This is a genomic window from Ruegeria sp. B1 (genome assembly GCF_056535885.1).
Genome location: NZ_JBQFJA010000002.1, coordinates 154,854 through 180,823, shown reverse-complemented (window position 1 = coordinate 180,823; position 25,970 = coordinate 154,854). Strand labels below are relative to the sequence as shown.

The following is a 25,970-nucleotide window of genomic DNA, read 5'->3' as shown; positions in this document are numbered from 1 at the left end:
ACTTAGATAGCCAGCGGCTATGGTGAGCCTGCGCCTGTGCGCCACCCTCTAAGCCCAAGCTTGCAACCAGTTCGAGGCCCCACGGTGCAACAATATCATTGCCGCCTGATACAATGCCGTCCGCAGTCCAGAGTCGCCGGTTCGGGTAATCTGCCCAAAAAAGTTCATTTCTCCGGATAAACTACGCCTCGGCGTTAGTCCCACCCATGGACCCACATCTTTCGATCGCGCGAACCTGGCCGGATCGTCGATCGCAGATTTCACGGTCAAAGCGACAATGGGGCCAACACCCGGCACAGTCATCATCAGACGGCACACATCGTCAAGCTTTGCCAACCCAGTAATCTGGGTATCCAGTCGTGCCAACTCGTCTCGTAGTTGTAGTGGCTTGAGATCATAATCCGTTGGGCGCGAGATTATCGGCATTTCTGGCTCAGATTATTTGAGACTGTAAATCGATTTGGGATCACATTATTTGCGACTGGACTCAGAATAATTGAGACGGGCTCACATTGCTGAGACTGGGATCGGTGGGGTGAGACCATCCGACGCCGTCACAGCGACAACGCTCACCCCGTCGGCTCGTATTACTCTGCAAGAAATTTTTTCACTTCTTGATTATCAATAAACCAGTTGGAAATTCCTAGAATATTGGTGTCTAGATATCCAAAAATCTTTCTGGGCGGCTTAAATCTAGGAAGTAGAAGGCCAGTTCCTCGCCCTTAGTTCCGTCATCAAATTCGACGAACTTCCGGGTGAGAAAATTCTCTGGTTTTGTGCACACTGGCATAAATCGTTGAGTTAGAAAAATTCCGGTATCAGAGTGCCTTTCTTCCTCAACTTCTTCAGAAGGAATCATCGTATAAAGCCAAAGCCAACCAGTGCCGTCAGCTTCCAGCTGTACATCGGTAAAGAGAGCAGTAACTTGCCGGTTCACAACGGATTGTTGAACGGAGTATTTCCAAAGCGACTCGTACTCGCGCTTGGTGAATGATTGAAGAGACGATGTAAACGTCTCAACAGTGCCTCCCAGTGAAATCTGGCCATTGCAACTAAGCTGACCGGATTCATCTTCCAAGAAAGAAATGAAAAATAAGTCCTTAGTCACCGATACGCACCGTTAAATCTCGATTGAACGTTCCAACTCTACGGCCGCTCCTGTCAAACGCTTTCCACGCTCCACCATTGTGGCCGTCAACATCTCGGGTGATGTATCTACTCCCCTTTTTATAAACGGCTTGACCGTGTGAATTAAATGGGGCTGAGCCTGACCGAACCTTTCTATAGCCTAAACTCTTCGCAACTTTTGTAGCTTCTGCTGTAGTTTGAATTGCAGGATTTGCTGCGGCACTCAAGCTCTTCCTAGCCCTTGGCGCAGTCTTGGCGCCAAGGCCCAAAACCCTTTTCCAGCGCTTAAGGTAGCTCCGGCAGGAAGTGTTGCCGCGCCATACAACACCCCATCTGCGTTTACGGCTTGCCCAGAAGCACCTGGGGGTTTCGAATAGTCATATGACGAGTATTGCGAAAAATCTCCCGAGGAGCGAAAATTTGTACTGGTATAGTCTCCGTCCGTGACGCCAATTCCTTGAGAGCGCCCATCATAGTGGGCTGGGCCCGTAAAGGTTTGGACGCCGTAATCTTTTCCACCACCGCCATAATTACTTCCGTAGTTGTGTTGCTCATAATCTGGACTGCTGTGGTCAGTCCACGACGTGTGAGTTTCGTAATCTGTGTCTTGGTTGTGGTATCCGGTACTTGTCGATCCGCCGGGATTGTAGGGAACGTTCCCTCCCGGATCAGCCAAGTTTATCGGGTCATTGTGCGAGTAGGCGTAGCGGTTTGTGCCCACCTGTGGGTTAGCAGGGTCATACCAATCTGCCTGAATGAACATCGCCGATGCGTGCGATGAAAACATCGCGAGGATTGTGATCAGAATGAAGTGCTGCAAAATACGGAACATGTGTTCTCTCTAAGCGTGTAATTCTCCGGCGACGCTAGCCTATCTTTGAACAGGACGCCAACCTAAAGTTTCAGCCTTTTCAAATGTGTATTGGTTCACGCGCTGAAGGTAGTCCAGATAAGGGCGCTGATCCTCCGGCACGTCTTGCACGTTTGGGTACTTCTCATGGAACTCCGTGCGCAACAGATGGTAGGCCGCTGTGCCCTTCTTGACCATGATGTAGACAAATTTCGGATAGTGATCGAGCAGGATATCAGCCACCGCCATTGCGTCGTGGTAACGTTGTTTCTGGATGAGGTCTTCGACAACTATGGCGGCGATGACGGCAACAGACTGTTCATTATTCAGGGGAGTCAGGAAGACATCGTTGGAAATCGCTGCATCTGTTATGGGCAGCAGGTTCCGATAATGCTGATCGCGTGTACGGCCAGCTCCACTTGTTGTTTCCAGATTGTGGGTCACGCCTTGATCATCGGTGAATTTCACAAATACATGGAGCGGTGCCATAGCAGGTGTCACATCCAGACCAAGCCTTCGGCCGAGAACAATAAACAGAAATGGCATGGTGATGCAGTTGCCCAGCCTGTCCTGCATGTAATCTGACAAGAGCTTGTTATGGACGTCTAGGCCGTAGGGATCGTCGTGATCGTAGCTGAAAGCATGGCCATTGTTCCATTCTCCGGGCTGGTAGATGTAGCGACGAATAGCCTCGACCTTTTCCCAGCTATCTGCGTTTGGCGGCAACATTGTGCGGATCGTGGCAACCATCTGATCGATCTGGGCGAGTTGCGCCTCCCCATCGATGCTGAGGTCAATCATGCGATCCACTTCAATTTTGACCTGTGCAAAATCGAGAGTGTCCATCTCACGAGAAAACAGGTCTTTCACGTCCGAGCGAATATCGGCCAGAGTGGGGGCTGCAAACAGAGCAAACACCGCAAGTACGGAAAAGAAAAAGCGCATTCGGAGGCCGTATCAAATTCTGGGCCGAAGATTGCACGCAAGACCTTGTGACACAACCCGGCACTGATCGCTCATGATATGAGCCGTCAGCCACAGCATTATCCGCCCGGAAAACGGACGTTTTCCTTGTGGTCTCGGCGGCGGTCACACGGTGCCGTGAACATCACCAGAAAAACCGTTGCGGAAATCTTAGTGAGGTTGCATGGTGCATCCTGTCTATTCTGGCGGGGCGAGTTGCCATGCTCATCGGATATGTACGGGTGTCGAAGGCGGACGGGAGCCAGCTCCTTGATTTGCAACGCGATGCGCTGATTGAAGCCGGTGTCGATGCCGAGCGCATCTATGAAGACAAGGCATCCGGGCGGAAGGACCATCGGCCAGGGCTTGATGCCTGCATGAAAGCGCTTCAGCCGGGAAACTCTCTGGTGATCTGGAAACTGGATCGCCTTGGGCGCGACCTCAAGCATCTCGTGGCAACGGTAGATGACCTGCGAGAGCGCGGCGTTGGCCTTCGCGTTCTTTCCGGCGCTGGTGCTGAGATTGATACGACAACCGCGAATGGCAGGCTCGTCTTTGGGATCTTCGCCAGCCTCGCCGAGTTCGAACGGGAACTCATCGCTGAACGCACCCACGCCGGGCTGGCAGCAGCACGTGCGCGGGGCCGGAAAGGTGGGCGACCGCGCAAGATGGATTTGACCATGTTGCGCATGGCAATGAAAGGCATGGCGGATCGTGAGACCAACGCTTCAGATCTGGCAAAGCGCCTCGGGATCACCACAACGACGCTTTACGAATATGTAAACGGGGACGGAACCGCGAAAGCGCCTGGTCAGAAACTGCTGGACGGAAATTCCGTATGAGCAAAGAGGGCGGCATTCCGGCAGAAGCCCTGCTCGATTTGCGTCGTCGGCTGGATGATCTTGCACCTCGTGATCCAGGTCGGCGGGTTTTGATTGAAGGCGTGGCCAGCCTCTTTGGTGTTTCTCGGGCCACTGTATATCGCGCTTTGTCAGGGCAACTGCGACCGAAGGGGTTGCGTCGCGTGGACCGGGGAGAGCCGAGAGCTGTGCCTCGTGCCGAATTGGAGCGATACTGTGAGATCATCGCTGCCCTGAAGATCCGCACATCGAATAAGAAGGGGCGGCGTTTATCGACCGCACGGGCCATCGAGCTTCTGGAGGATCATGGCGTTGAAACGCCCGAAGGTTTGGTTCAGGCCGCAAAGGCGCAACTGAACAAGGCCACGGTCAACCGGTATCTCCGTCTCTGGGGATATGATCATGCAAGAATGACCAGAGCACCAGCCGCTGTCCGGTTTGAAGCACGAACCTCCAATGCTCTTTGGCAGTTTGATATCAGCCCATCTGACCTGAAACAGATCGAACAGCCATCCTGGATTGATCCAAACCGCAAAGGTCTTCCCGTACCCATGCTGTTCAGCGTGGTTGATGATCGCTCCGGCACCTCCTTTCAGGAGTATCGCTGCGTCTATGGCGAGGATGTGGAAAGCGGCCTGCGTTTCCTGTTCAACGCAATGGCACCGAAGGACGGAGATGAAACCCAGCTGCAAGGCATTCCGGAGGCGATATATCTGGACAATGGACCCATTGCAAAAAGCGGGATCTTCCACACTGTCATGGAACGGTTGGGCGTGCGCGTGATGACCCATGACCCTGCGGGTAGCGATGGCCGACGACCGACCGCGCGATCAAAGGGCAAAGTGGAGCGCCCGTTCCGCACCGTGAAAGAAGCCCATGAAACGCTGTATCACTTCCACAAACCGGAAACCGAGTTGGAAGCCAATGCCTGGTTGGCGCGCTTCATTGGTCAATACAATGCCCAGCCCCATCGTCGTGAGCCGCACAGTCGGATTGAAGATTGGGTAAAGAACCTGCCGTCAACCGGTATCCGGCAAATGTGTTCTTGGGAACGGTTCTGCACCTTCGCGCGAGAGCCTGAAACCCGCAAGGTTGCCGGGGATGCCCGCATTCGTGTTGATGGCGCGTTCTACGAGGTTGATCCCGATCTGGCGGGTGAGACCGTCACCCTCTGGTGGGGTCTGTTTGATCACGAACTGTTTGTCGAGCTGAACGACAAACGCTTTGGTCCCTATCGACCGTCAGGTGGGCCTATTCCACTACATCGCTACCGGAAGCCCAAAAACACAAACTCAAGCGCGGGCCGACAGGATCGGGGATCTTGCGCAGAATATCTCGGTGCCCAGATCGGCGCTTGCCGGGTTGGATTCAAGCCTGGCCAAAGCCGCAGACGTACTGCCGTTCGCCAGCCAGGCCTTTGTCGATCCGGACCCCTATGGGGAGTTCACCTATAGCAGCCGATTAGATGCGCTGCGCGGGGTCTCGGATTTGCTGCACAAACCACTGGCCCGCCTGACAGATGAGGATCTGTCTTTCGTGAATGATCTTGTCGACCGGACGCTCGACAAGGCGGAAATCAAACAGGAAATAGCCGCCCGGTTCTCGCCGAAGCGACCGGCCGCTGAAGAGGAGAGCGAGTAATGCTGAATGCCGAGATCATGGCGCGATATGGGCTGATCAAGGACTGGCGGACTGCCGGGTTCTATGAAACAGAGAACCATCGCCAGATCACTCATACCGTCCGGGCAGGCATTGGAACCGGGCGTTTGATCGCTGTCACCGGCCCGGTTGGTATCGGCAAGACCGTGTTCCTGCACCGGTTGCAAGACGAAATTGCGCGCGAGAAGAAGGTCACTGTCGCCGAAAGCCTGTCAGTGGACAAAGCCCGGACAACCGTTCCGACACTGATCTCAGCCCTATTCTACGACCTCTCGCGCGAAAAAGAGCCAAAGATCCCGACCCAAGGTGAGAAGCGGGAGCGGGAACTTCAGAAACTGGTCGCCCGTTCTGGCAAACCTGTCGCGCTGTTCGTGGATGAAGCCCATGATCTGCACGGCAAGACTCTGATCGGGCTGAAACGCCTGATGGAAGTGATTGCACGCGGCGGAGGCAATCTGTCTGTCATTCTGGTCGGCCATCCGAAACTGCGAAATGACCTGCGCCGTCCGACAATGGAAGAAATCGGTCATCGAACCGATATCTTGCCCTTCGAAGGATTGGGTGAAGAGGCCCGAACCTATCTCGACTGGTTGCTGGATCAGTGTACCGAAGACGAGGCCCGGCTTGACGAGATTATCGAACCAGCGGCGCTGGACCTTTTGGCAGAACGGCTGACCACACCCTTGCAATTTGCGGAATATCTGAACCGGGCATTGGAGGCCGGGTTCCGAACGGGCCAGAAGCCAATCACCCCGGACATTGTGTCAGCCACGCTGGCCCCGGACTTCGATGACCTGGAACCACGTCTCACCCGGCAGGGCTATTCTGTGAAGGTGCTCGCTGATCAATTCCAGTCCAAGCCCGCCGAGATCAAACGCTTTCTGAGCGGCCAGCTTGAACCTGCGCGGACCCGCGAACTGGCAGATCGCATGCGGATGGCGGGGCTGTCGCTGTGAGGGCGCGGGCTTGGTCTCATCCCGGTGATCCCAGTCTCAACAATGTGAGCCCGTCTCAATTATTCTGAGCCCATTCTCAAATAAAGTGATCCCAAACCGATTTACAGTCTCAAATAATCTGAGCCAGAAACAGCGATAATCTCGCGCCCAACGGATTATGATCTCAAGCCACTACAGGTATGTCTCGGGCGACGCTATTTCGACTTTGTCGTAGAATAGGTTCACCTCAAAAGTTAGTCCAAAAAACAAGGGTCAGGAAGGCGGCAGAACTTATTAGATCTGGTAAAGGCAAAAATATTGAGGCTCTTTCATATAGCGTCGGTTTCTCAGGAAGACAGTCTTTCACCCGGGCGTTCCAAAGGGAATTTGAATTGTCACCCAAGGACTACAGACAGGAACACTCACCCTGACCGAAGAAAACTCCGGATCAAGAAAGTTCGCCGTGCCAGCGGAAGCAAGTGCGACAAACTTCGCGTGGCCGTATTCTAAATAGGGCTTCATACTGCTGTTTGGGTTAATTCAGGCTGGCAACTGCAACGAAGACCTGCCTGGCGTGAAACCTGATGTTGGACGAGGAATGAGCATTCTTTGAGCGCCTCACTCTTGCAATACACGCTCCTCAAACGGGCGCAAGCCGGATGTGTCGCAATACTTCAGGACCTTCTTGACGCGTATGTGAGATCTGACGTTTGTACTTGTTGAACACTGCTGGAACAGGTTTCAGCATGACCTACCTGACAAGCTGCCATTTCCTCAAGGATATCAGTTTTGAGGGCCGTGTATTTCTGTCTGGGATACACGATGTTCTACCGCGATTTAGAAGAGATCATGGTCGAACGCGGTGTATTGGTTGACCACGCTACTGTGAACGGCAGTGTCAGGTTGTTCCTTTGCTCCGAGCGGCAAAGCCAATTAACATACTGAATCTGCCCGGTCTTTCCCGTCTCGAAGATTTTCGGTTCTAAAATTTGTGTCCGATTTGTGGTTTGAGAATGCTGTAAAAACTGAAAGTGAAGTGGAACGGGTGGTAGAGGGCTAGATCAGCCGCAATTCGAACTGAGCCCCATTCAACTGAGCAGCAAATCTTGTTGAGACTGAGCGCCCGAGAGAAACTCTATACAGTTGTCACATCAAGGGTAGCAGTTTGAGCCCTTATCAGGCCTTCAACAGCATCTGGGACTTTGCCGGTGCAGGCAAGTCGCAGACCACGCATTCCGGACATTTAGAAATCAGGTGGCAAGTGGCTGGTGAGCGGGCCCTAATGAGCTTTTGCTACGACTGAGCGACTGTCTGGTTAGGCCGTGTTGGCAAAATGAAAGCGTGACAGGCATAGGCTCACCATAGCTGGTGGCTATTCAAACATAGGATCGGAGTATTTCACAATACAGTAACCGGGTTCTAAAGTTGGGCAGGAAACGAATGGCCCGCCTACCGAATGATCGGTCAGCAATCCTCAATATCCGCAATACATTCAGCTTGTTACTTGCGAGCCGGGTGGGTCGGGCGGTTCATCGGTATCAACGGCGCGCGGTCGCAACCAAGCAGTTACAATCTAACAGCTAAAGAATAGCAATCATCATGCGCCTGTTTAAGACGTTAGCCCTGACCACGACGGCCATTATTACCTTTGCCAACTCCGTCGCGGCGAATATCTACTCGGATCAACTCACCTCCTATTCAAATCAACAGGCCTTGCAATTCCTCGTCAGTGAGCATGCGCGCGATCCATCAACCTTCGAGGATGCACGCAAGTACATCCTCCTGAGCCGACCAGCAATTATGGAGGACTACCTCAACCAAACCTTAGACCGGACACCAGACATCCGTAGTTTTCCCTTTCGGAGCTAAGCACAGGGGAGACCTTCGGAATTGGTTCGATCGCCCTTGGGCTCGCAGCAGTTGGGCTCGCAGCTTCTCTCGCAGGCGGTGGTGGTGGAGACTCTGAGACAGGCTCCGGCCCAAATCCAGGCACCGGTATTCCAAACCCAGGTCCCAGCCCATCACCTTCTCCAAACCCCAGTCCAAATCCAAGCCCGGGCCCCAACCCAGGCCCCGGTCCCAATCCAGGCCCCGGTCCCAACCCAGGCCCCGGCCCCAATCCAGGTCCCGGTCCCAATCCAGGTCCCGGTCCCAATCCAGGTCCCGGTCCCAATCCAGGTCCCGGTCCCAATCCAGGTCCCGGTCCCAACCCAGGCCCCGGTCCCAATCCAGGCCCCGGTCCCAATCCAGGCCCCGGTCCCAATCCAGGTCCCGGTCCCAACCCAGGTCCCGGTCCCAACCCAGGCCCCGGTCCCAACCCAGGCCCCGGTCCCAACCCAGGCCCCGGTCCGGACAATCCCGCTTTCTTCCGGACCGAAGAATTCAACGCAAACTATGCTCTGTCTCTGATTGGAGCCGATGAAAAATATGCTCAAGGCTGGCGAGGACAAGGTGTAAAGATTGCAATCCTGGACACAGGCATCGATCTCGACAGCCCAGAATTCGAAGGGAAAATCGACTTTGAGAACAGCCACTCCTATGTCGGCGACCCCGGCGATATTTCTGAACCTGACGGTCATGGCCGTTCCGGTCATGGCACGCATGTTGCCAACATCGCTGCAGGCAGGAAAAACGGTCAAGGCCTGCACGGCGTTGCCTTTGACTCTGAGCTTGTCATCTTCAATGGAATTCATCCGACGACGACGATTAGAATTATGTGGCCTGATGCCATAAACCGCGCAATCGCGGCCGATGCGCATGTCATGAACAACAGCTGGGGTCAGGACAAAATTGTCGATGGTATGGTCGTCGATAGGATAATCACTGAGTTTACAACTCAATCTTCGGACGAAAATCGCGCTTCGCTCCAAGATTTTCTAGGACCCGCAACCATCACCGCCCTGAATAGAGCCAAATCCGAAGACTTGATGATCGTTTTTGCTGCAGGCAACAGCGGCCTGCCCGAGGTCGGACTCTATGCAGGCATTCCAGTTGTCCTGCCCGAGTATAAGGACCACTTCATCGCCGTCGTCGCAGTGGATGAAGACAAAAAAATAGCGGACTTCAGCCCGGCTTGGTCCTCCAACCGCTGTGGCCTCGCAATGCACTTTTGCCTCGCAGCGCCGGGCGTAGATATCATGAGATTCCCTCATGACAACGGCAACGGCTTCACTCGTTTGGACGGAACGTCCTTCGCCGCCCCATACGTCACTGGAGCCTATGCCGTATTGAAGAGCCAGTGGCCAGAACTGACAGCCCCCGTAATCGCTGAGATTATGTTCGCTGCAGCTGAAGACCTCGGTGAGCCGGGTGTTGACCCGATCTACGGGCAGGGCCTCCTCAATCTGGAACGCGCCATGCTTCCTATGGGTGAGCTTGTCGTCTACCAGGGGAACACCATCGAGGGCGAAGTGATCCCTCTCGCCGAAACGGGCATCGTCGCCAGCGGCGCCCTGGCGCCAGCCCTCAACCAGGCCCTCGCAGGGCAGACCCTGATGGTTGCAGATGCGTATACGCGCGGATTTGAGCTTGCTGCCAGTGCCCTGGTCTCCGAACTCAAGGCGCCAAGACCCCGCCCCACCTTCGTACGGGAAACAAAGGCCAGCGACAGCCTCACACTCATGCGTTCAGATCACGGAACAGGTCTCCGTTTTGATGGGGATGTGTTCTCCTATGAGATAACTCTCGGCGACATAGATCCAGACGCAGATCCATTTGGACAGCTTCTGACAGAAGACTACTCATTCAGGCACAAGTTTGAACTCACACAAGCGCTGGCCCTTATTACTGACCACGCGGTCGGATCATCCACGGGCTCCTTCTCAAGGACCAGCATAGGGCTTGAAGCAAAAGACAAAGATGGGTCAGGCCTTTCTGCCCAGTTCGGCCTCATAGAAGAAAACGGCACAGTCCTTGGATCCCGCTTCATGGGAGCCGCGGGTCAGGACGGACGCAGCTCTACCTCGTTCTTGGAAATATCCGGATCTGTTGCGGTCGGGCAGGGCACGCTCCTGACGGTATCGGGCACGCAAAGCAGGACAGATTTCAAACAGGCAGGCCTGGTCACTGGCGGCAAAAGTCTGACGGGGCGTGCCGGCAGCGTCTCAATCAGCAAGAAACGCTTTCTCGGCAGCCCAGGCACGATGCGCTTGTCGATATCCAGTCCGCTCCAGATCTCCTCTGGTGAGATTTCAATCGACCTCCCCCGGGACAGGGTTGCAGCAGTGGCCGGTCAGGAAAGCGCGGGCGTGACAAGAAGCTCTCAAACTGTGCAGATTACATCTTCAGTGCGGCCGATAGATATTGGCCTGACCTATCAGCTTGCTTCAGAAGCGCCCGGACCGGAAATTCTGTTTAACGCGGGATATCGCGCACAAGGCGGTGACCCCAATCCCTACATTGGATTTGCCCTCAGTCACAGGTTTTGAGCCGCAGGGACAGCCCGATCACTGGGTGCCATGCCGCAGCCGCCAAACCCGCCAGCACGATCAGCGTCGGCACCGAACCGCTCGCCAGCACCCGGTCATACACCTGTAGCATGAACAGTGATCCGGTGAGCATCAGGAGATTGATCGGCAGGCTGAGCAGGCCAACACCTGCGAGCGTAGAACGGAGTGCCTGAAGGCACTCCGCAACAAGCCCGTCCTGGGTGCGTGATTGCGACACCATGCGTTGTGGTCTTTACGCGTAAAACCGGAAGTCGTCGGAGGACAGGTCCGACACGACCACATTCTTCAGGACAATGCTGTTGTCCGTATCCAGCGTGATGGTCGTATCGGTGCCATCATCCGCCGCCTTGTTCAGCACTTCTGCATAGGAGGCCAGGTTGGGGACACCCCTGAACGCGATGACATCCAACGTCGCAATACCAGCCACAAAATCGGTTATGATATCCTCGCCAAAACCGGGATCAAAGACGAAGGCATCGTCTCCCGCACCCCCGATCAGCGCGTCGTTGCCACCACCGCCTATCAGCCAATCATTACCGGCGCCGCCATGCAGCGCGTCGTCTCCACCCATACCCCACAGACTGTTATTGGCCTCATCCCCCCGCAGCAAATCTGCATGGGCAGATCCCGCGAGATTCTCGATCGACACAAAACTATCATCCGCTGCGTCACCCGTGTTGTCCCCCGCATCGCCCAGATCAACCGTCACGCCGGAGGCCGCATCCCAATACCCGGCCCCATCCTGGCCCGCGCCGCCATCCAGAACATCCGCACCTGCACCGCCATGCAGCCAGTCATTGCCCCCGCCGCCCTGCAGCGTGTCGTTACCCGCGCCGCCGTACAGATAATCATTGCCCCCGCCACCATGCAGCGCGTCGTCTCCGCCCAGACCCCACAGACTGTTATTGGCCTCATCCCCATACAGCAAATCTGCATGAGCGGATCCCGCGAGATTCTCGATCGACACAAAACTATCATCCGCTGCGTCACCCGTGTTGTCCCCCGCATCGCCCAGATCAACCGTCACGCCGGAGGCCGCATCCCAATACCCGGCCCCATCCTGGCCCGCGCCGCCATCCAGAACATCCGCACCTGCACCGCCATGCAGCCAGTCATTGCCCCCGCCGCCCTGCAGCGTGTCGTTACCCGCGCCGCCGTACAGATAATCATTGCCCCCGCCACCATGCAGCGCGTCGTCTCCGCCCAGACCCCACAGACTGTTATTGGCCTCATCCCCATACAGCAAATCTGCATGAGCGGATCCCGCGAGATTCTCGATCGACACAAAACTATCATCCGCTGCGTCACCCGTGTTGTCCCCCGCATCGCCCAGATCAACCGTCACGCCGGAGGCCGCATCCCAATACCCGGCCCCATCCTGGCCCGCGCCGCCATCCAGAACATCCGCACCTGCACCGCCATGCAGCCAGTCATTGCCCCCGCCGCCCTGCAGCGTGTCGTTACCCGCGCCGCCGTACAGATAATCATCGCCCCCGCCACCATGCAGCGCGTCGTCTCCGCCCAGACCCCACAGACTGTTATTGGCCTCATCCCCATACAGCAAATCTGCATGAGCGGATCCCGCGAGATTCTCGATCGACACAAAACTATCATCCGCTGCGTCACCCGTGTTGTCCCCCGCATCGCCCAGATCAACCGTCACGCCGGAGGCCGCGTCCCAATACCCGGCCCCATCCTGGCCCGCGCCGCCATCCAGAACATCCGCACCTGCACCGCCATGCAGCCAGTCATTGCCCCCGCCGCCCTGCAGCGTGTCGTTACCCGCGCCGCCGTACAGATAATCATTGCCCCCGCCACCATGCAGCGCGTCGTCTCCGCCCAGACCCCACAGGCTGTTATTGGCCTCATCCCCATACAGCATGTCTGCATGGGCCGATCCCGCGAGATTCTCGATCGACACAAAACTATCGCCCGTCGCGTCACCCGTGTTGTCCCCCGCATCGCCCAGATCAACCGTCACGCCGGAGGCCGCGTCCCAATACCCGGCCCCATCCTGGCCCGCGCCGCCATCCAGAACATCCGCACCTGCACCGCCATGCAGCCAGTCATTGCCCCCGCCGCCCTGCAGCGTATCGTTACCCGCGCCGCCGTACAGATAATCATCACCCCCGCCACCAATGGCGAGGGCTGTAACGCTCGAGTAGAATTGCGAACTATTGGTGAATTCGTTGATGCTGAACGCGCTCGCGCCAACACTCCCATCAATCGCGGCTGGTGTATCGTCGACAGGCGTAATCTCAAGCGCAAAGGTGCTGCTTGCGCAAAGAGGTCCGTCGCTGGCCGTTACCATGACAATCAATGTCCCATGGACGTCCCGGGGCGGTATGCCCGAGAAACGCCCCGCAACCGCATCAAACACCAACCAGTCCGGCAGGGCCGTACCATCAACAAGCTTTGCGCTTAAGGTCAGCGCATCGCCATCCACATCCGTGAACGCATGCGCTGGCAGGACAAAGCTCACAGCCTCATCTTCCGCGGAAGACTGATCAGGCAACGCAATTGCCAAAATGGGTGTGTTGTTCATAACGGTCATTATGTTCTCCAATTCAAACTGTTGAGCATCAGGAGATTGATCGGCAGGCTGAGCAGGCCAACACCTGCGAGCGTAGAACGGAGTGCCTGAAGGCACTCCGCAACAAGCCCGTCCTGGGTGCGTGATTGCGACACCATGCGTTGTGGTCTTTACGCGTAAAACCGGAAGTCGTCGGAGGACAGGTCCGACACGACCACATTCTTCAGGACAATGCTGTTGTCCGTATCCAGCGTGATGGTCGTATCGGTGCCGTTATCCGCCGCGCTGTTCAGAACGTCCGTGTAGGAGGCCAGGTTGGTGATACCCCTGAATTCGATGATGTCCTCCGTCCCAGCCCCAGCCGCAAAATCAGTTACAGCATCCTCGCCGAAACCGGGATCAAAGACGAAGGTATCGTCCCCCGAGCCGCCGGTCAGGATGTCGTTGCCTGTGCCAGCATCCAGACGGTCATCGCCAGCGCTACCATACAGATAATCATCGCCCGCGCCGCCGTTTAGGATGTCATCGCCAGCGGTGCCGGTCAGGATATCATCACCAGCGGTGCCAAAGATCGGTGCTTCGTTTCTTCCGCGAACAACAACTGAAACCGTTGCGGTGCTTTCACCGCCATTGCCATCTCTGACGGTATAGGTAAATGTATCCGTCAGCATTTCGCCCTCTGCCAGGGCCTGAACAGCCTCTGCGCCGGTCGGATCATAGCTGATGGTCCCATCGGTGTTCAGCGTCAGGACTGCTCCATGCGCGCTTTCGGCAGAGACCGCTGTCACCGTCAGTGCATCTCCTCGGCATCGCTGTCATTGACAAGAAGACTGGCTGTCTCAATCAGGGTGACAAAACCTTCCGAGATAATATCGGAACTTTGAGTAACACCGGCTGCATCGAAAATACGGGCCTCCATGGTCCAAGCAGACGAAGCGCCGTACTGTTGGTCATTAGACTCCCAGGTGACCACAAAATCGCCATTGGCGAGCGCTGTAACCTTCGGGTTTCTTTGAGCGCCATCGATGATTGCATTGACCAGAAATTCACTGGCGATCTCCCCGCCGTTCGCATCGAAAATACGGGCCTTGATAGCAGTATCGTAAGAACCGTCTTGCGGGTCAGTAGCCTCCCAGGTAACGACGAAATTGCCATTCGCGAGTGCTGTAACACTAACGCCATGCTGCCAGTCGTCAATGGCATTGAGAGGTTCATTGACTTTGAGGAGGCCGCTGATGTCCCCGCCATTCGCGTCGTAAACACGGAAATAGCTGTCAGAACCACAAAGATCGTTATTGCAGGGTCCAGTCGACCAGCTTGCGACGAAATTGCCATTGGCGAGCTCTGTAACACTTATGATGTATTGATAGAACCCGTCGACGACGTTCAACCTGCCGCTGATCCCGACGCCATTCGCATCAAAAACGCTTGCGTTAGTCTCTAAATATCCGTTATCTTTATGCATCCAAGTTACGATGAAATTGCCATTAGAGAATGCTGTAACACTCGGCGAACGTTGGAAAGCCCATTCTTTAATGACGTAGAACTCACTGACAATCTCAACGCCATCTACGTCTACAATACGTGCCTTGATGTCAGTAAAGTGAGATTCATCAGGATTCCCAAGTTTCGACGAAGTTGCCATTGGCGAGTTCTGCGACCTTCGGGTCGCTTTGGGTGCCATTGGTAAAGTCATTGATCAGGAACTCACTTGCGTCAATTGTACTTTCTGCATCAATAGTATTTTCAACCTCGCTATCATCAGCCGCGACAGGTGCATCGTTTCTTCCGTGAACAACGATTGAAACCGTTGCAGTGCTCTGCCCACCATTGCCGTCTTCAACCGTATAGGTGAAGGTGTCGATAAGTGTCTCGCCCTCTGCCAGAGCCTGAACAGCATCTGCGCCGGTTGGATCATAGCTGATGGTCCCGTTGGTATTCAGCGTAAGGGCGGCCCCATGCGTACTCGCGGCAGAGACCGCTGTTACCGTCAGTGCATCCCCTTCAACATCACTGTCATTGGCCAAGAGGGTGGCGGTCTCAATCGAAGTCACAACATCTTCGTCGATCGGCGTGGGACCTTGCGCAACACCGTTTGCATCGAAAATACGCGCCTTGATGGCCCAATCAGTGTCGCCTTGCTGCCCGTCAAGAGAATGCCAGGTGACGACAAAATCACCATTGTCGAGCGCTGTCACATTTGGAGTGCCTTGAATGTCATTGGTAAACTCATTGACGAGGAATTCACCGACAACCTCACTGCCACTCGCATCGAAAATACGCGCCTTGATGGCCCAGCCATCATCACCTTGCTGCCCATCATCAGATGCCCAGGTGACGACAAAGTGGCCATTGGCGAGGGCCGTAACATTTGGGTCGCGTTGCGTGCTATGGGTGAATTCATTGACGAGGAACTCACTGACGATCTCAACACCCTCTGCATCAAAAATGCGCGCCTTGATGGCCCAATCAGCATCCCCTTGCTGCTGGTCTTCAGACTCCCAAGTGACAACGAAATGGCCATTGGTGAGCGCTGTAACAATCGGCTTGATTTGCCAGCCATTGGTAAATTCATTGACGAGGAACTCACCGACAACCTCACTGCCACTCGCATCGAAAATACGCGCCTTGACGGCATAACCGGATGGATCGCCTTGCTGCAAGGCGTGAGAATGCCAGGTGACGACGAAATGGCCATTGGCGAGAGTGGTAACGCTTGGGTCCCGCTGATCGCCATTGGTAAATTCATTGACCAGGAATTCACTGACGATCTCGCCGCCCTCCGCATCGAAAATACGCGCCTTGATGGCCGTTGGAGACGTATCGCCTTGCTGCTGGTCTTCAGACTCCCAAGTGACAACGAAATGGCCATTTTCCAGTGCTGTTACACTCGAGATGAATTGACCGTTATTAGTAAACTCGTTGACCAGGAATTCACTGCCAATCTCACTGCCATCCGCATTGAAAACACGCGCCTTGACAGCATATCCGGATGGATCGCCTTGCTGTTGGTCAAAAGACGACCAGGTGACGACAAAATGGCCATCGGCGAGCGCCGTGACACTCGCGTTCAATTGCCAGCTATGGGTAAACTCGTTGACCAGGAACTCACTGACGATCTCAACACCCTCTGCATCAATAATACGCGCCTTGATGGCAGAAGAAGAAGCATCGCCTTGCTGCCCATCACGAGAGTCCCAGGTGACGACAAAATGGCCATTAGTCAGTGCGGTAATACTTGGAGTCTTTTGTCCGGTGTTGGTAAATTCATTCACGCGGAGTTCACTCGCGCCAATAAGATCATCTACCGCGATCGGTGCATCGTTTACAGGGGAATCTCAAGGGCAAAGCTATCGCTTGCTGTGCGTGACCCATCGCTGGCCGTCACGGTCACACTCAATGTACCATGGAAGTCCTGCGGCGGTGTGCCCGAGAAGCTCCCCGCAATGGCATCAAACACCAGCCAGTCCGGCAGCGCCGCACCATCCGTCAGTGTCGCACTCAAGGTCAGTGCATCACCATCCACATCCGTGAACGCATTGGTTGGCAGTGCAAAGCTCACAGCTTCATCTTCCGCTGAAGAGTGATCGGACAATGCAATTGCTAAAACGGGTGCATCGTTTCTTCCGTGAACAACAATTGAAACTGTTGCAGTGCTCTCCCGCCATTGCCGTCCTCGACCGTATAGGTAAATGTGTCGATAAGTGTCTGCCCAACTGCCAAAGCCTGGACAGCATCCGCGTTGGTGGGATCATAGCTGATTGTCCCGTCGGTGTTCAGCGTCAGGGTCGCGCCATGCGCACTCGTGGCAGACACTGCTGTCATCGTGAGCGCATCCCCGTCGACATCGCTGTCGTTGGCCAAAAGCGTGGCGGTCTCAATCAGGGTCACAACATCTTCTGTGATCGGCTCGGGACCTTGAGCAACACCGTTTGCATCGAAAATACGCGCCTTGATGGCATAACCAGACGTATCACCTTGCTGCCCGTCGTTAGACATCCATATGATGACAAAATGGCCATTGGCGAGCACTGTCACGCTCGGCGCAATTTGAGTGTCATTGGTGAATTCATTGACCAGGAATTCACTGACAACCGCATCGCCATTCGCGTCAAAAATACGCGCCTTGATGGCCCAGCGATCATCGCCTTGCTGCCCATCATCAGACGCCCAGGTGACGACAAAATGGCCATTGGCGAGGGCCGTAACATTTGGGGTATCCTGATTGCCATCAGTAAATTCATTGACCAGGAACTCACTGACAACCGCATCGCCATTCGCGTCCAAAATACGGGCCTTGATGGCAGAACCTTCGGTGTCGCCCTGCTGCCCGTAACCAGACTCCCAGGTGACGGCAAAATGACCATTGGCCAGTTCTGTAACGCTCGAATTCCATTGAGAGTCATTGGTAAATTCATTGACCAGGAACTCACTGACAATCTCATCGCCATTCGCATCGAAAATTCGCGCCTTGACAGCATAACCAGATGGATCGCCTTGCTGCACGGCATAAGAGTGCCAGGTGACGACAAAATTACCATTTTCCAGCGCTGTCACACTTGGGTTCCGCTGATCGTAATCGGTAAATTCATTGACCAGGAACTCACTGACGATCTCAACACCCTCTGCATCGAAAATACGCGCCTTGATCGCAGTTGGAGACGTATCGCCTTGCTGCTGGTCTTCAGACTCCCAGATGACGACAAAATGGCCATTGGCAAGCGCTATCGCACTCGAGAACGCTTGATCGCCATCGGTAAATTCATTGACGAGGAACTCACTGGTGATCTCACCGCCGTTCGCATCGAAAACACGCGCCTTGACAGCATAATCAGATGGATCGCCTTGCTGTCGGTCAATAGACGACCAGGTTACGACAAAATTACCATTTTCCAACGCTGTCACACTCGGAATCAATTGCCAGCTATCGGTAAACTCATTGACCAGGAACTCGCCGACGATCTCAACACCATTCGCGTCAAGAATACGCGCCTTGATCGCAGAAGAAAAAGCATCCCCTTGCTGCCCAGCATCAGACGTCCAGGTGACGACAAAATTGCCATTGGCCAGTGCGGCAATACTTGGAGCATTTTGTATGGTGTTGGTAAATTCATTCACGCGGAGTTCACTTGCGCCAATAAAATCATCAGCTGCGACAGGGGCATCATTGACCGGTGTGATCTCAAGCGTAAAGGTCTCGCTTGTTGCAAGTGAGCCATCGCTCGCCGTCACCATGACGTTCAATATGCCGTTGAAGTCCTGGGGCGGTGTGCCCGAGAAACTCTCCGTAGCCGCATCAAACACCAGCCAGTCCGGCAGCGCCGAACCATCCGCAAGCGTTGCGGTCAAGGTCAACGCATCGCCATTCGGATCCTCAAACGCGTCCGGTGGTAGTGTAAAGCTCACGGCCTCGTCTTCCGCTGAAGACTCAGGAAGTAATGGAACTCTCGAAACAGGCGCATCGTTGGCTCCGTGCACAACGACAGAGACGGTTGCGGTGCTCTCCCCGCCATTGCCGTCACTGACCGTATAGGTGAAGGTGTCCGTCAGGGTCTCCCCCTCGGCCAGATCCCGAACAGCTTCTGCGTCTCTTGGATCATAGCTGATCGTCCCATCGGTGTTCAGCACCAAGACGGCCCCATGCATGCTCGTGGCAGACACCGCTGTCACCGTGAGGGCATCCCCGTCGACATCGCTGTCATTGGCGAGGAGCGCGGCGGTCTCAATCGAAGTAACAACATTTTCTGCGATCGGCGTGGGGCTTTGCACAATATCATCCGCTGCGACAGGGGCATCATTGGTTCCGTGCACAACAACTGAAACACTTGCGGTGCTCTGACCGCCGTTGCCGTCCTCGACGGTATAGGTGAAGGTATCCGTCACGGTCTCGCCCTCGGCCAGGGCCTGAACAGCGTCTGCGCCGGTTGGGTCGTAGCTGATTGTACTGATCGTATCGGTGGTGTTCAGGGTCAGGGTTGCCCCATACGCACTCGTGGCAGACACCGCTGTCATCGTGAGCGCATCCCCTCGACATCGCTGTCGTTGGCAAGAAGGGTGGCGGTATCAATCAGGACGACAACATCTTCTGTGATGATATTCGGACTTAGAACAACAACATCATCAATCGCGGCAGGCGCATCGTTTCTTCCGTGCACAACAACTGAAACGCTTGCGGTGCTCTCCCCACCATTCCCGTCCGCGACCGTATAAGTGAAGGTATCCGTCAGGGTCTCGCCAACTGCCAGCGCCTGCGCAACCGCAGCACCGGTGGGATCGTAGCTGATGGTCCCGTCAGTGTTCAGTGTCAGGGTTGCCCCATGCGCACTCGTGGCAGACACCGCTGTCATCGTGAGCGCATCCCCGTCGACATCACTGTCGTTGGCAAGAAGGGTGGCGGTATCAATCAGGGTCACAGCGTCTTCGGTGATGATGTTGGAGCTTTGAGCAACACCATTTGCATCGAATATACGGGCCTTGATGGCCCAATCAGAAGTATCGCCTTGCTGCCCGTCTCTAGATTGCCAGGTGACGACGAAATGGCCACTGGCGAGGGCTGTAACACTTGGCTCGGTTTGAGTGTCATTAGTGAATTCATTGACCAGGAATTCACTGACGATCTCGTTACCATCCGCATCAAAGATGCGGGCCTTGATGGCAGAGCCGGAAGCATCCCCTTGCTGCTCGTCTCCAGTCACCCAGGTAACAACGAATTCGCCATTGGCGAGGGCTGTAACGCTCGGGCTGATTTGACTGTCATTGGTAAATTCATTGACCAGGAATTCGCTGGCGACCTCATTTCCATTCGCGTCAAAAATACGGGCCTTGACAGCCCAATCGGGCGTATCACCTTGCTGCTGCTCATCAGACATCCAGGTGACAACAAAATGATCATTGGCGAGGGCCGTAACGCTCGGAGTGCTTTGCCAGTCATTACTAAACTCGCTGACCAGGAACTCGCTGACGATCTCAACGCCGTCCGCGTCAAAAACACGCGCTTTGATGGCTCCACCAGGCACATCGCCTAGTTGCTGGTCATGAGACATCCAGGCGATGACAAAACCGCCATTGGCGAGGGCCGTAACGCTCGGACTGATTTGACTGTCATTGGTAAACTCATTGGCCAGGAATTCACTGGTGACCTCAACGCCATTCGCATCAAAAATACGCGCCTTGATGGCATAATCAGACGTATCAACCCGCTGTCCTTCTCCAGACTGCCAGGTGATGACAAAATGGCCATTGGCAAGTTCTGTGACGCTCGGGTTGAGCTGCCAGTCATTATTGAATTCATTGACCAGGAACTCACTGACGATCTCACCGCCATCCGCATCAAAAACACGGGCCTTGATGGCCCAATCGGACGTGTTACCTGGCTGCCCGCCTTCAGACACCCAGGTGACGACAAACTGCCCATTGGCGAGGGCTGTAACGCTCGGTTGAGCACCATTGTTGAATTCATTGACGAGGAACGCACTGACGATCTCACCGCCATCCGCATCAAAAATACGCGCCTTGACAGCCCAATCGGGCATGTCGCCGTGCTGCTGCGCATGAGACATCCAGGCGACGACGAAATGCCCGTTAGCAAGTTCTGTGACGCTCGGGGCGCTTTGACTGCCATCGGTGAACTCATTGACCAGGAATTCGCTCTGGTCAACAACATCATCCACTGCAACAGGCGCATCATTGGCTCCGTGCACAACGATGGAAACCGTTGCGGTGCTCTCCCCGCCATTGCCGTCACTGACCGTATAGGTGAATGTATCCGTCAGGGCCTGGCCCTCTGTCAGAGCCTGAACAGCGTCTACGCCGGTTGGGTCATAGCTGATCGTCCCATCGGTGTTCAGCGTCAGGGCTGCGCCATGCGCACTTGTGGCAGACACAGCTGTCACCGTGAGCACATCCCCGTCGACATCGCTGTCATTGGCAAGAAGCGTGGCTGTCTCAATCAAGGTGACAGCATCTTCGGTGATAAGATAGGGGTTTTGAGCAACACCGTTTGTATCAAAAATACGGGCATTGATCGCAGAACCGGACGTATCGCCTTGCTGCCCGTCATCGGACTGCCAGGTGACAACAAAATCGCCATTGGCAAGGGCTGTTACACTCGCGTTGCCTTGAAAGAGATGGTTAAATTCATTGACCAGGAATTCACTGACGATCTCGTTACCATCCGCATCAAAGATGCGGGCCTTGATGGCAGAGCTGGAAGCATCACCTTGTTGCCCGTCATAAGAGTGCCAGGTGACGATGAAATTGCCATTGGCGAGGGCGGTAACACTCGGGTCGTGTTGGCCGTTATTGGTAAACTCATTGACCAGGAATTCATTTACAATCTCAACACCGTTCTCATCGAAAATACGGGCCTTGATGGCCCAATCAGTATCACCTTGCTGCCCGTCGTTAGACATCCATGTGACGATGAAATGGCCATCGGCGAGCGCTGTGACGCTCGGGCTCCCTTGAGTGTTAGCGGTGTATTCATTGACCAGGAATTCGCTGACAATCTCAGCTCCACTCGCATCAAGAATGCGGGCCTTGACGGCACCCCCAGACGTATCGCCTTCCTGCTGGTCATCAGACTCCCAGGTGACAACAAAACGGCCATTGGTGAGGGCTGTCACACTCGATGACTCTTGCTTGCCATCAGTGAACTCATTGACCAGGAATTCATTTACAATCTCAACACCGTTCTCATCGAAAATACGGGCCTTGATCGCAGAACCAGACGCATCGCCTTGCTGCTGGTCATCAGACGTCCAGGTGACGACAAAACTCCCATTGGCGAGGGCTGTCACACTCGAGAACGCCTGACCGCCATCGGTAAACTCATTGACCAGGAACTCACTGGCGATCTCACCGCCATTCGCATTAAAGATGCGGGCCTTGACGGCAGTACTGGAAATATCGCCTTGTTGCCCGTCAGAAGACTGCCAGGTGACGACGAAATCGCCGTTGGAAAGCGCTGTAACGCTCGGGCTGTTTTGCCAGTCATCGGTAATCTCATTGACCAGGAATTCGCTGACAATCTCAGCTCCACTCGCATCAAGAATGCGGGCCTTAATGGCAGAACCAGACGCATCGCCTTGCTGCTGGTCATCAGACTCCCAGGAGACAACAAAATGGCCATTGGTGAGGGCTGTAACACTCGATGACTCTTGCTTGCCATCTGTAAATTCATTGACGCGGAATTCACTCGTGCCAACAATATCATCAACCGCGACAGGTGCATCATTGACAGGTGTGATCTCAAGCGCGAAGGTGTCGCTGGCTGACAGGGACCCGTCACTGGCCGTTACCGTGACACTCAATGTGCCATTGAAGTCCTGGGGCGGTGTGCCTGAGAAGCTGCCGGAAGCCGCATCAAACACCAGCCAGTCCGGCAGGGCCGTGCCATCCGTAAGTGTCGCACTCAGGGTCAGCGCATCGCTATCCACATCCGTGAATGCGTTCGCCGGCAGCACAAAGCTCACGGCCTCATCTTCCACGGAAGCCTGATTGGACAATGCAAGTGCCACAACAGGGGCATCATTGGTTCCGTGCACAATGATCGAAACGGTTGCGACGCCCACACCGCCATTGCCGTCATCGGTCGCATAGGAAAATGTGTCGATAAGTGTCTGGCCCTCTGCCAGGGCCTGAACATCAGCTGCCCCGGTGGGATCGTAGCTGATGGTCCCATCAGTGTTCAGCGTCAGGGCTGCACCATGCGCACTTGTGGCAGAAACCGCTGTCACCGTGAGTGCGTCCCCGTCGACATCGCTGTCATTGGCCAGAAGCGTGGCGGTATCAATTGAGGTGACAACATCTTCGGTGATCGGAGCGGGACTTTGCACAACATCGTTAACTGCGACAGGTGCATCGTTGACAGGGGTAATCTCAAGCGCAAAGGCATCGCTTGCTGAAAGAGACCCGTCACTGGCCGTCACCAGTACATTGACCATGCCGTTGAAATCCTGCGGCGGTGTGCCTGAGAAGCTCCCTGCAACCGCATCAAACACCAGCCAGTCCGGCAGGGCCGTGCCATCCGTAAGTGTCGCACTCAAGGTCAGCGCATCCCCATCCACATCCGTGAATGCGTTCGCCGGCAGCACAAAGCTCACGGTCTCATCTTCCACGGAAGACTGATCAGGCAATACAATCGCCACAACAGGCGCATCGTTGGCTCCATGAACAACCACGGAAACACTTGCGGTGCTCTCCCCGCCATTACCGTCCTCGACCGTATAGGTGAATGTATCCGTCAGGGTCTGACCCTCTGCCAGGGCCTGAACAGCGTCTGCGCCGGTTGGATCATAGCTGATCGTCCCGTCGTCTGTGTTCAGCGTCAGGGCCGCGCCATGTGCACTCGTCGGAGACACATCCATCACCGTCAGCGCATCTCCATCCACATCGCTGTCATTGGCCAGAAGCGTGGCGGTCTCAATCAGGGTGACAACATCTTCTGTGATAATCTTGTGACTTTGAGCAACACCGTTCGCATCAAAAACGCGGGCCTTGATGGCGAGGTCCCCATCGCCCTGCTGTCCGTCATGAGACTCCCAGGTGACAACAAAACCCCCATTGGCGAGGGCTGTCACACTCGGGTTCTGTTGCCAGCCATTGGTGAATTCATTGACCAGGAATTCACTGACAACCTCATCGCCATTCTCATTGAAAATGCGGGCCTTGATGGCAGTACCGGACGTATCCCCTTGCTGCTGGTCCTCAGACATCCAGGTGACAACAAAATGGCCATTGGTGAGCGCTGTAATACTCGGGTATACTTGCCAGCTATCGGTGAATTCATTGACCAGGAACTCACTGACAATCTCATCGCCATTCTCATTGAAAATACGGGCCTTGATGGCAGAAGCGGACGCATCCCCTTGCTGCTGGTCATGAGACCCCCAGGTGACAACAAAACCCCCATTGGCGAGGGCTGTCACACTCGGGTCCTCTTGCCAGAAGTTGATGAATTCGTTGACACGGAACTCACTGACAATCTCATCGCCATTCTCATTGAAAATACGAGCCTTGACGGCAGACCAAGACGTATCCCCGTGCTGTTGGTCCCAAGAATGCCAGGTGACGACAAAATGGCCATTGGCGAGCGCTGTAACGCTCGAGTATAGTTGCGCGTCATTGGTGTATTCATTGACCAGGAATTCACTGACAATCTCATCGCCATTTGCATCGAAAATGCGGGCCTTGATGGCAGAACTGGACGTATCCCCTTGCTGCCCGTCAAGAGAATGCCAGGTGACGACGAAATGGCCATTGGCAAGGGCTGTCACGCTCGGCCAGCCTTGCATGTCATGGGTAACTTCATTGACCGGGAACTGACTGACAATCTCGTTACCATCCGTATCAAAAATACGGGCCTTGATGTCAAAACCAGACGGATGCCCTTGCTCCTGATCATTGGACGGCCATGTGACGACGAAATGGCCATTGGCGAGCTCGGTAACGCTGGGGGTCAATTGACTACCATTAGTAGACTCATTCACCAGAAATTCACTGACAATCTCCACACCATTCTCATTGAGAATACGGGCCTTGATGGCAGTTTCAGACGTATCGCCCGGCTGTCCATCATCAGACTGCCAGGTGACGACGAAATGGCCATTGGCGAGAGCGGTAACACTCGGGTCGCTTTGAGAGCCATCGGTGAAGTCATTGACCAGGAACTCACTCGGATCAACAGTATCATCAGCCGCGACAGGTGCATCATTGACCGGGGTAACATCAAGCACAAAGGTGTCGCTGGCCGAAAGAGACCCGTCGCTGGCCGTCACCATCACGTTGACTGTTCCATTGAAGTCCTGGGGCGGTGTGCCCGAGAAACTCCCGCAACCGCATCAAACTCCAACCAGCCAGGCAGGGCCGCACCATCCGCAAGCGTCGCGCTTAAGGTCAGCGCATCGCCATCAACATCCGTGAATGCATTGGCCGGTAATACAAAGCTCACAGATTGATCTTCTGCTGAAAACTGATGAGGCAATGCAAGTGCCAGAACGGGTGCATTGTTCATTACGGTCATTCCTTTATCCAATTCAAGCTGTGAGCAATTGAGATGATCTCATTTGCATGCTGTACATGTGAGTGATGAGTGAAAACCTGTTGTTATTGTACTGGCTAACGTTCCAAAGTTTTACTGATTGGGTTCCGCTGCGCGATTGACCGCGAATACGTCCAGCCAATTCGTCCCGCATCCAACACTGGATCCAGATCGCTGAATTGGAAAATACCATGATTCTATATTTGAATAGGAAAAGGCTATGGTGGGGTCTGCACCTGTCAGACTGTTACTTTGTCAATACGGCCTGAGCAAACAGTCGCCACAAGCACCATTATCGCACCAGAAGTCTGCAATGGTCTTCTGGTCAGGGCGAGTTGCCCAGTCAACCACATCAGTTCGACGTTCCGCCCTGCATTACGTTCTAACCAATGGCCGTGCCTGGCTCACCCAAACACTGACCGCTATCGCAAACGGGCATAAACAGTCCAACATCAGCAGCCTGATGCCCTGGAATTACGCCACAGACCTGTAATCGGTGCACCGCCTTCACTTTATCCTGAAAATGACGCAGAAATCTCAGCGGCCCAATGCAT

The 25,970-nt window shown here is 54.8% G+C and carries 19 protein-coding genes and 3 pseudogenes; 8 read left to right on the top strand and 14 right to left on the bottom strand.

All coding sequences use genetic code 11. From position 1 onward, the window contains the following. Positions 1 to 48: 48 nt before the first annotated feature. From ACR3ES_RS23500 to ACR3ES_RS23480, 5 genes are all read right to left on the bottom strand, one after another. Positions 49 to 303, bottom strand: a complete 255-nt coding sequence (locus tag ACR3ES_RS23500; protein WP_480425963.1) for a transposase — start codon at positions 301 to 303, stop codon at positions 49 to 51. 355 nt (positions 304 to 658) lie between these two features. Next, on the bottom strand, positions 659 to 1,108 hold the full coding sequence (locus ACR3ES_RS23495; RefSeq protein WP_480425815.1) for a hypothetical protein: 450 nt from the start codon (positions 1,106 to 1,108) through the stop codon (positions 659 to 661). Next, the gene (locus ACR3ES_RS23490; protein ID WP_480425889.1) at positions 1,101 to 1,355 is read right to left on the bottom strand and encodes a toxin C-terminal domain-containing protein; all 255 of its coding nucleotides are present in this window, start codon (positions 1,353 to 1,355) and stop codon (positions 1,101 to 1,103) included. Before ACR3ES_RS23490 ends, ACR3ES_RS23495 begins: the two co-directional genes overlap by 8 nt. After that, positions 1,352 to 1,960 carry an RHS repeat-associated core domain-containing protein gene (locus ACR3ES_RS23485; protein ID WP_480425887.1) on the bottom strand — a complete coding sequence of 203 codons (609 nt, stop codon included), beginning with the start codon at positions 1,958 to 1,960 and terminating at the stop codon, positions 1,352 to 1,354. The genes ACR3ES_RS23490 and ACR3ES_RS23485 overlap by 4 nt, the downstream gene beginning before the upstream one ends. Before the next feature lie 39 nt (positions 1,961 to 1,999). After that, entirely contained in the window at positions 2,000 to 2,848 is an 849-nt protein-coding gene (locus tag ACR3ES_RS23480; protein ID WP_480426239.1) for a transglutaminase family protein, read from the bottom strand. A 314-nt stretch (positions 2,849 to 3,162) separates the two neighbouring features. On the opposite strand from ACR3ES_RS23480, the gene ACR3ES_RS23475 reads away from it, so the two are divergent. From ACR3ES_RS23475 to ACR3ES_RS23445, 7 genes and pseudogenes are all read left to right on the top strand, one after another. Further along, entirely contained in the window at positions 3,163 to 3,783 is a 621-nt protein-coding gene (locus ACR3ES_RS23475; RefSeq protein WP_480424859.1) for a recombinase family protein, read from the top strand. A 14-nt stretch (positions 3,784 to 3,797) separates the two neighbouring features. Further along, positions 3,798 to 5,442 (top strand): annotated as a pseudogene (locus ACR3ES_RS23470) (transposase family protein). Continuing rightward, positions 5,442 to 6,416, top strand: coding sequence for an ExeA family protein (locus tag ACR3ES_RS23465; RefSeq protein WP_480425886.1), 975 nt, complete (start codon positions 5,442 to 5,444; stop codon positions 6,414 to 6,416). Before ACR3ES_RS23470 ends, ACR3ES_RS23465 begins: the two are co-directional and overlap by 1 nt. A gap of 179 nt (positions 6,417 to 6,595) precedes the next feature. Continuing rightward, a complete protein-coding gene (locus ACR3ES_RS23460; protein WP_480425884.1) occupies positions 6,596 to 6,826 on the top strand; it encodes a helix-turn-helix domain-containing protein in 231 nt (76 codons plus the stop codon). A 315-nt stretch (positions 6,827 to 7,141) separates the two neighbouring features. Further along, a pseudogene (locus ACR3ES_RS23455) lies at positions 7,142 to 7,286 on the top strand (IS6 family transposase); the annotation flags it as partial. 708 nt (positions 7,287 to 7,994) lie between these two features. After that, the gene (locus ACR3ES_RS23450) at positions 7,995 to 8,264 is read left to right on the top strand and encodes a hypothetical protein (protein WP_480634789.1); all 270 of its coding nucleotides are present in this window, start codon (positions 7,995 to 7,997) and stop codon (positions 8,262 to 8,264) included. Positions 8,265 to 8,284: 20 nt separating this feature from the next. After that, complete coding sequence (locus tag ACR3ES_RS23445) at positions 8,285 to 10,822, top strand: S8 family peptidase (protein ID WP_480634806.1); 2,538 nt, start codon at positions 8,285 to 8,287, stop codon at positions 10,820 to 10,822. Here the strand turns inward: ACR3ES_RS23445 and ACR3ES_RS23440 are convergent. From ACR3ES_RS23440 to ACR3ES_RS23400, 9 genes are all read right to left on the bottom strand, one after another. Beyond that, positions 10,806 to 11,063: a hypothetical protein gene (locus ACR3ES_RS23440; RefSeq protein WP_480425061.1), complete on the bottom strand. Its 258-nt coding sequence runs from the start codon at positions 11,061 to 11,063 to the stop codon at positions 10,806 to 10,808. The genes ACR3ES_RS23445 and ACR3ES_RS23440 overlap by 17 nt on opposite strands. 12 nt (positions 11,064 to 11,075) lie before the next feature. Beyond that, positions 11,076 to 13,397, bottom strand: coding sequence for a putative Ig domain-containing protein (locus tag ACR3ES_RS23435; RefSeq protein ID WP_480425881.1), 2,322 nt, complete (start codon positions 13,395 to 13,397; stop codon positions 11,076 to 11,078). A 149-nt stretch (positions 13,398 to 13,546) separates the two neighbouring features. Beyond that, positions 13,547 to 14,164 (bottom strand): calcium-binding protein, encoded by a 618-nt coding sequence (locus ACR3ES_RS23430; RefSeq protein ID WP_480426241.1) that lies wholly within the window; start codon positions 14,162 to 14,164, stop codon positions 13,547 to 13,549. Positions 14,165 to 14,166: 2 nt separating this feature from the next. After that, positions 14,167 to 15,021, bottom strand: coding sequence for a hypothetical protein (locus ACR3ES_RS23425; protein WP_480634788.1), 855 nt, complete (start codon positions 15,019 to 15,021; stop codon positions 14,167 to 14,169). Beyond that, positions 14,990 to 16,651 carry a cadherin-like domain-containing protein gene (locus tag ACR3ES_RS23420; RefSeq protein ID WP_480634787.1) on the bottom strand — a complete coding sequence of 554 codons (1,662 nt, stop codon included), beginning with the start codon at positions 16,649 to 16,651 and terminating at the stop codon, positions 14,990 to 14,992. Before ACR3ES_RS23420 ends, ACR3ES_RS23425 begins: the two co-directional genes overlap by 32 nt. A 50-nt stretch (positions 16,652 to 16,701) precedes the next feature. Then, entirely contained in the window at positions 16,702 to 16,971 is a 270-nt protein-coding gene (locus tag ACR3ES_RS23415; protein WP_480634786.1) for a putative Ig domain-containing protein, read from the bottom strand. Between the two features lie 8 nt (positions 16,972 to 16,979). Next, a complete protein-coding gene (locus ACR3ES_RS23410) occupies positions 16,980 to 19,388 on the bottom strand; it encodes a tandem-95 repeat protein (RefSeq protein WP_480634275.1) in 2,409 nt (802 codons plus the stop codon). Continuing rightward, on the bottom strand, positions 19,385 to 25,156 hold the full coding sequence (locus ACR3ES_RS23405; protein WP_480634785.1) for a tandem-95 repeat protein: 5,772 nt from the start codon (positions 25,154 to 25,156) through the stop codon (positions 19,385 to 19,387). The genes ACR3ES_RS23410 and ACR3ES_RS23405 overlap by 4 nt, the downstream gene beginning before the upstream one ends. Then, the gene (locus ACR3ES_RS23400) at positions 25,156 to 25,398 is read right to left on the bottom strand and encodes a putative Ig domain-containing protein (RefSeq protein ID WP_480424824.1); all 243 of its coding nucleotides are present in this window, start codon (positions 25,396 to 25,398) and stop codon (positions 25,156 to 25,158) included. The genes ACR3ES_RS23405 and ACR3ES_RS23400 overlap by 1 nt, the downstream gene beginning before the upstream one ends. Before the next feature lie 412 nt (positions 25,399 to 25,810). On the opposite strand from ACR3ES_RS23400, the pseudogene ACR3ES_RS23395 reads away from it, so the two are divergent. Beyond that, positions 25,811 to 25,909: pseudogene (locus tag ACR3ES_RS23395) on the top strand (transposase domain-containing protein); the annotation flags it as partial. Positions 25,910 to 25,970: the final 61 nt, after the last annotated feature.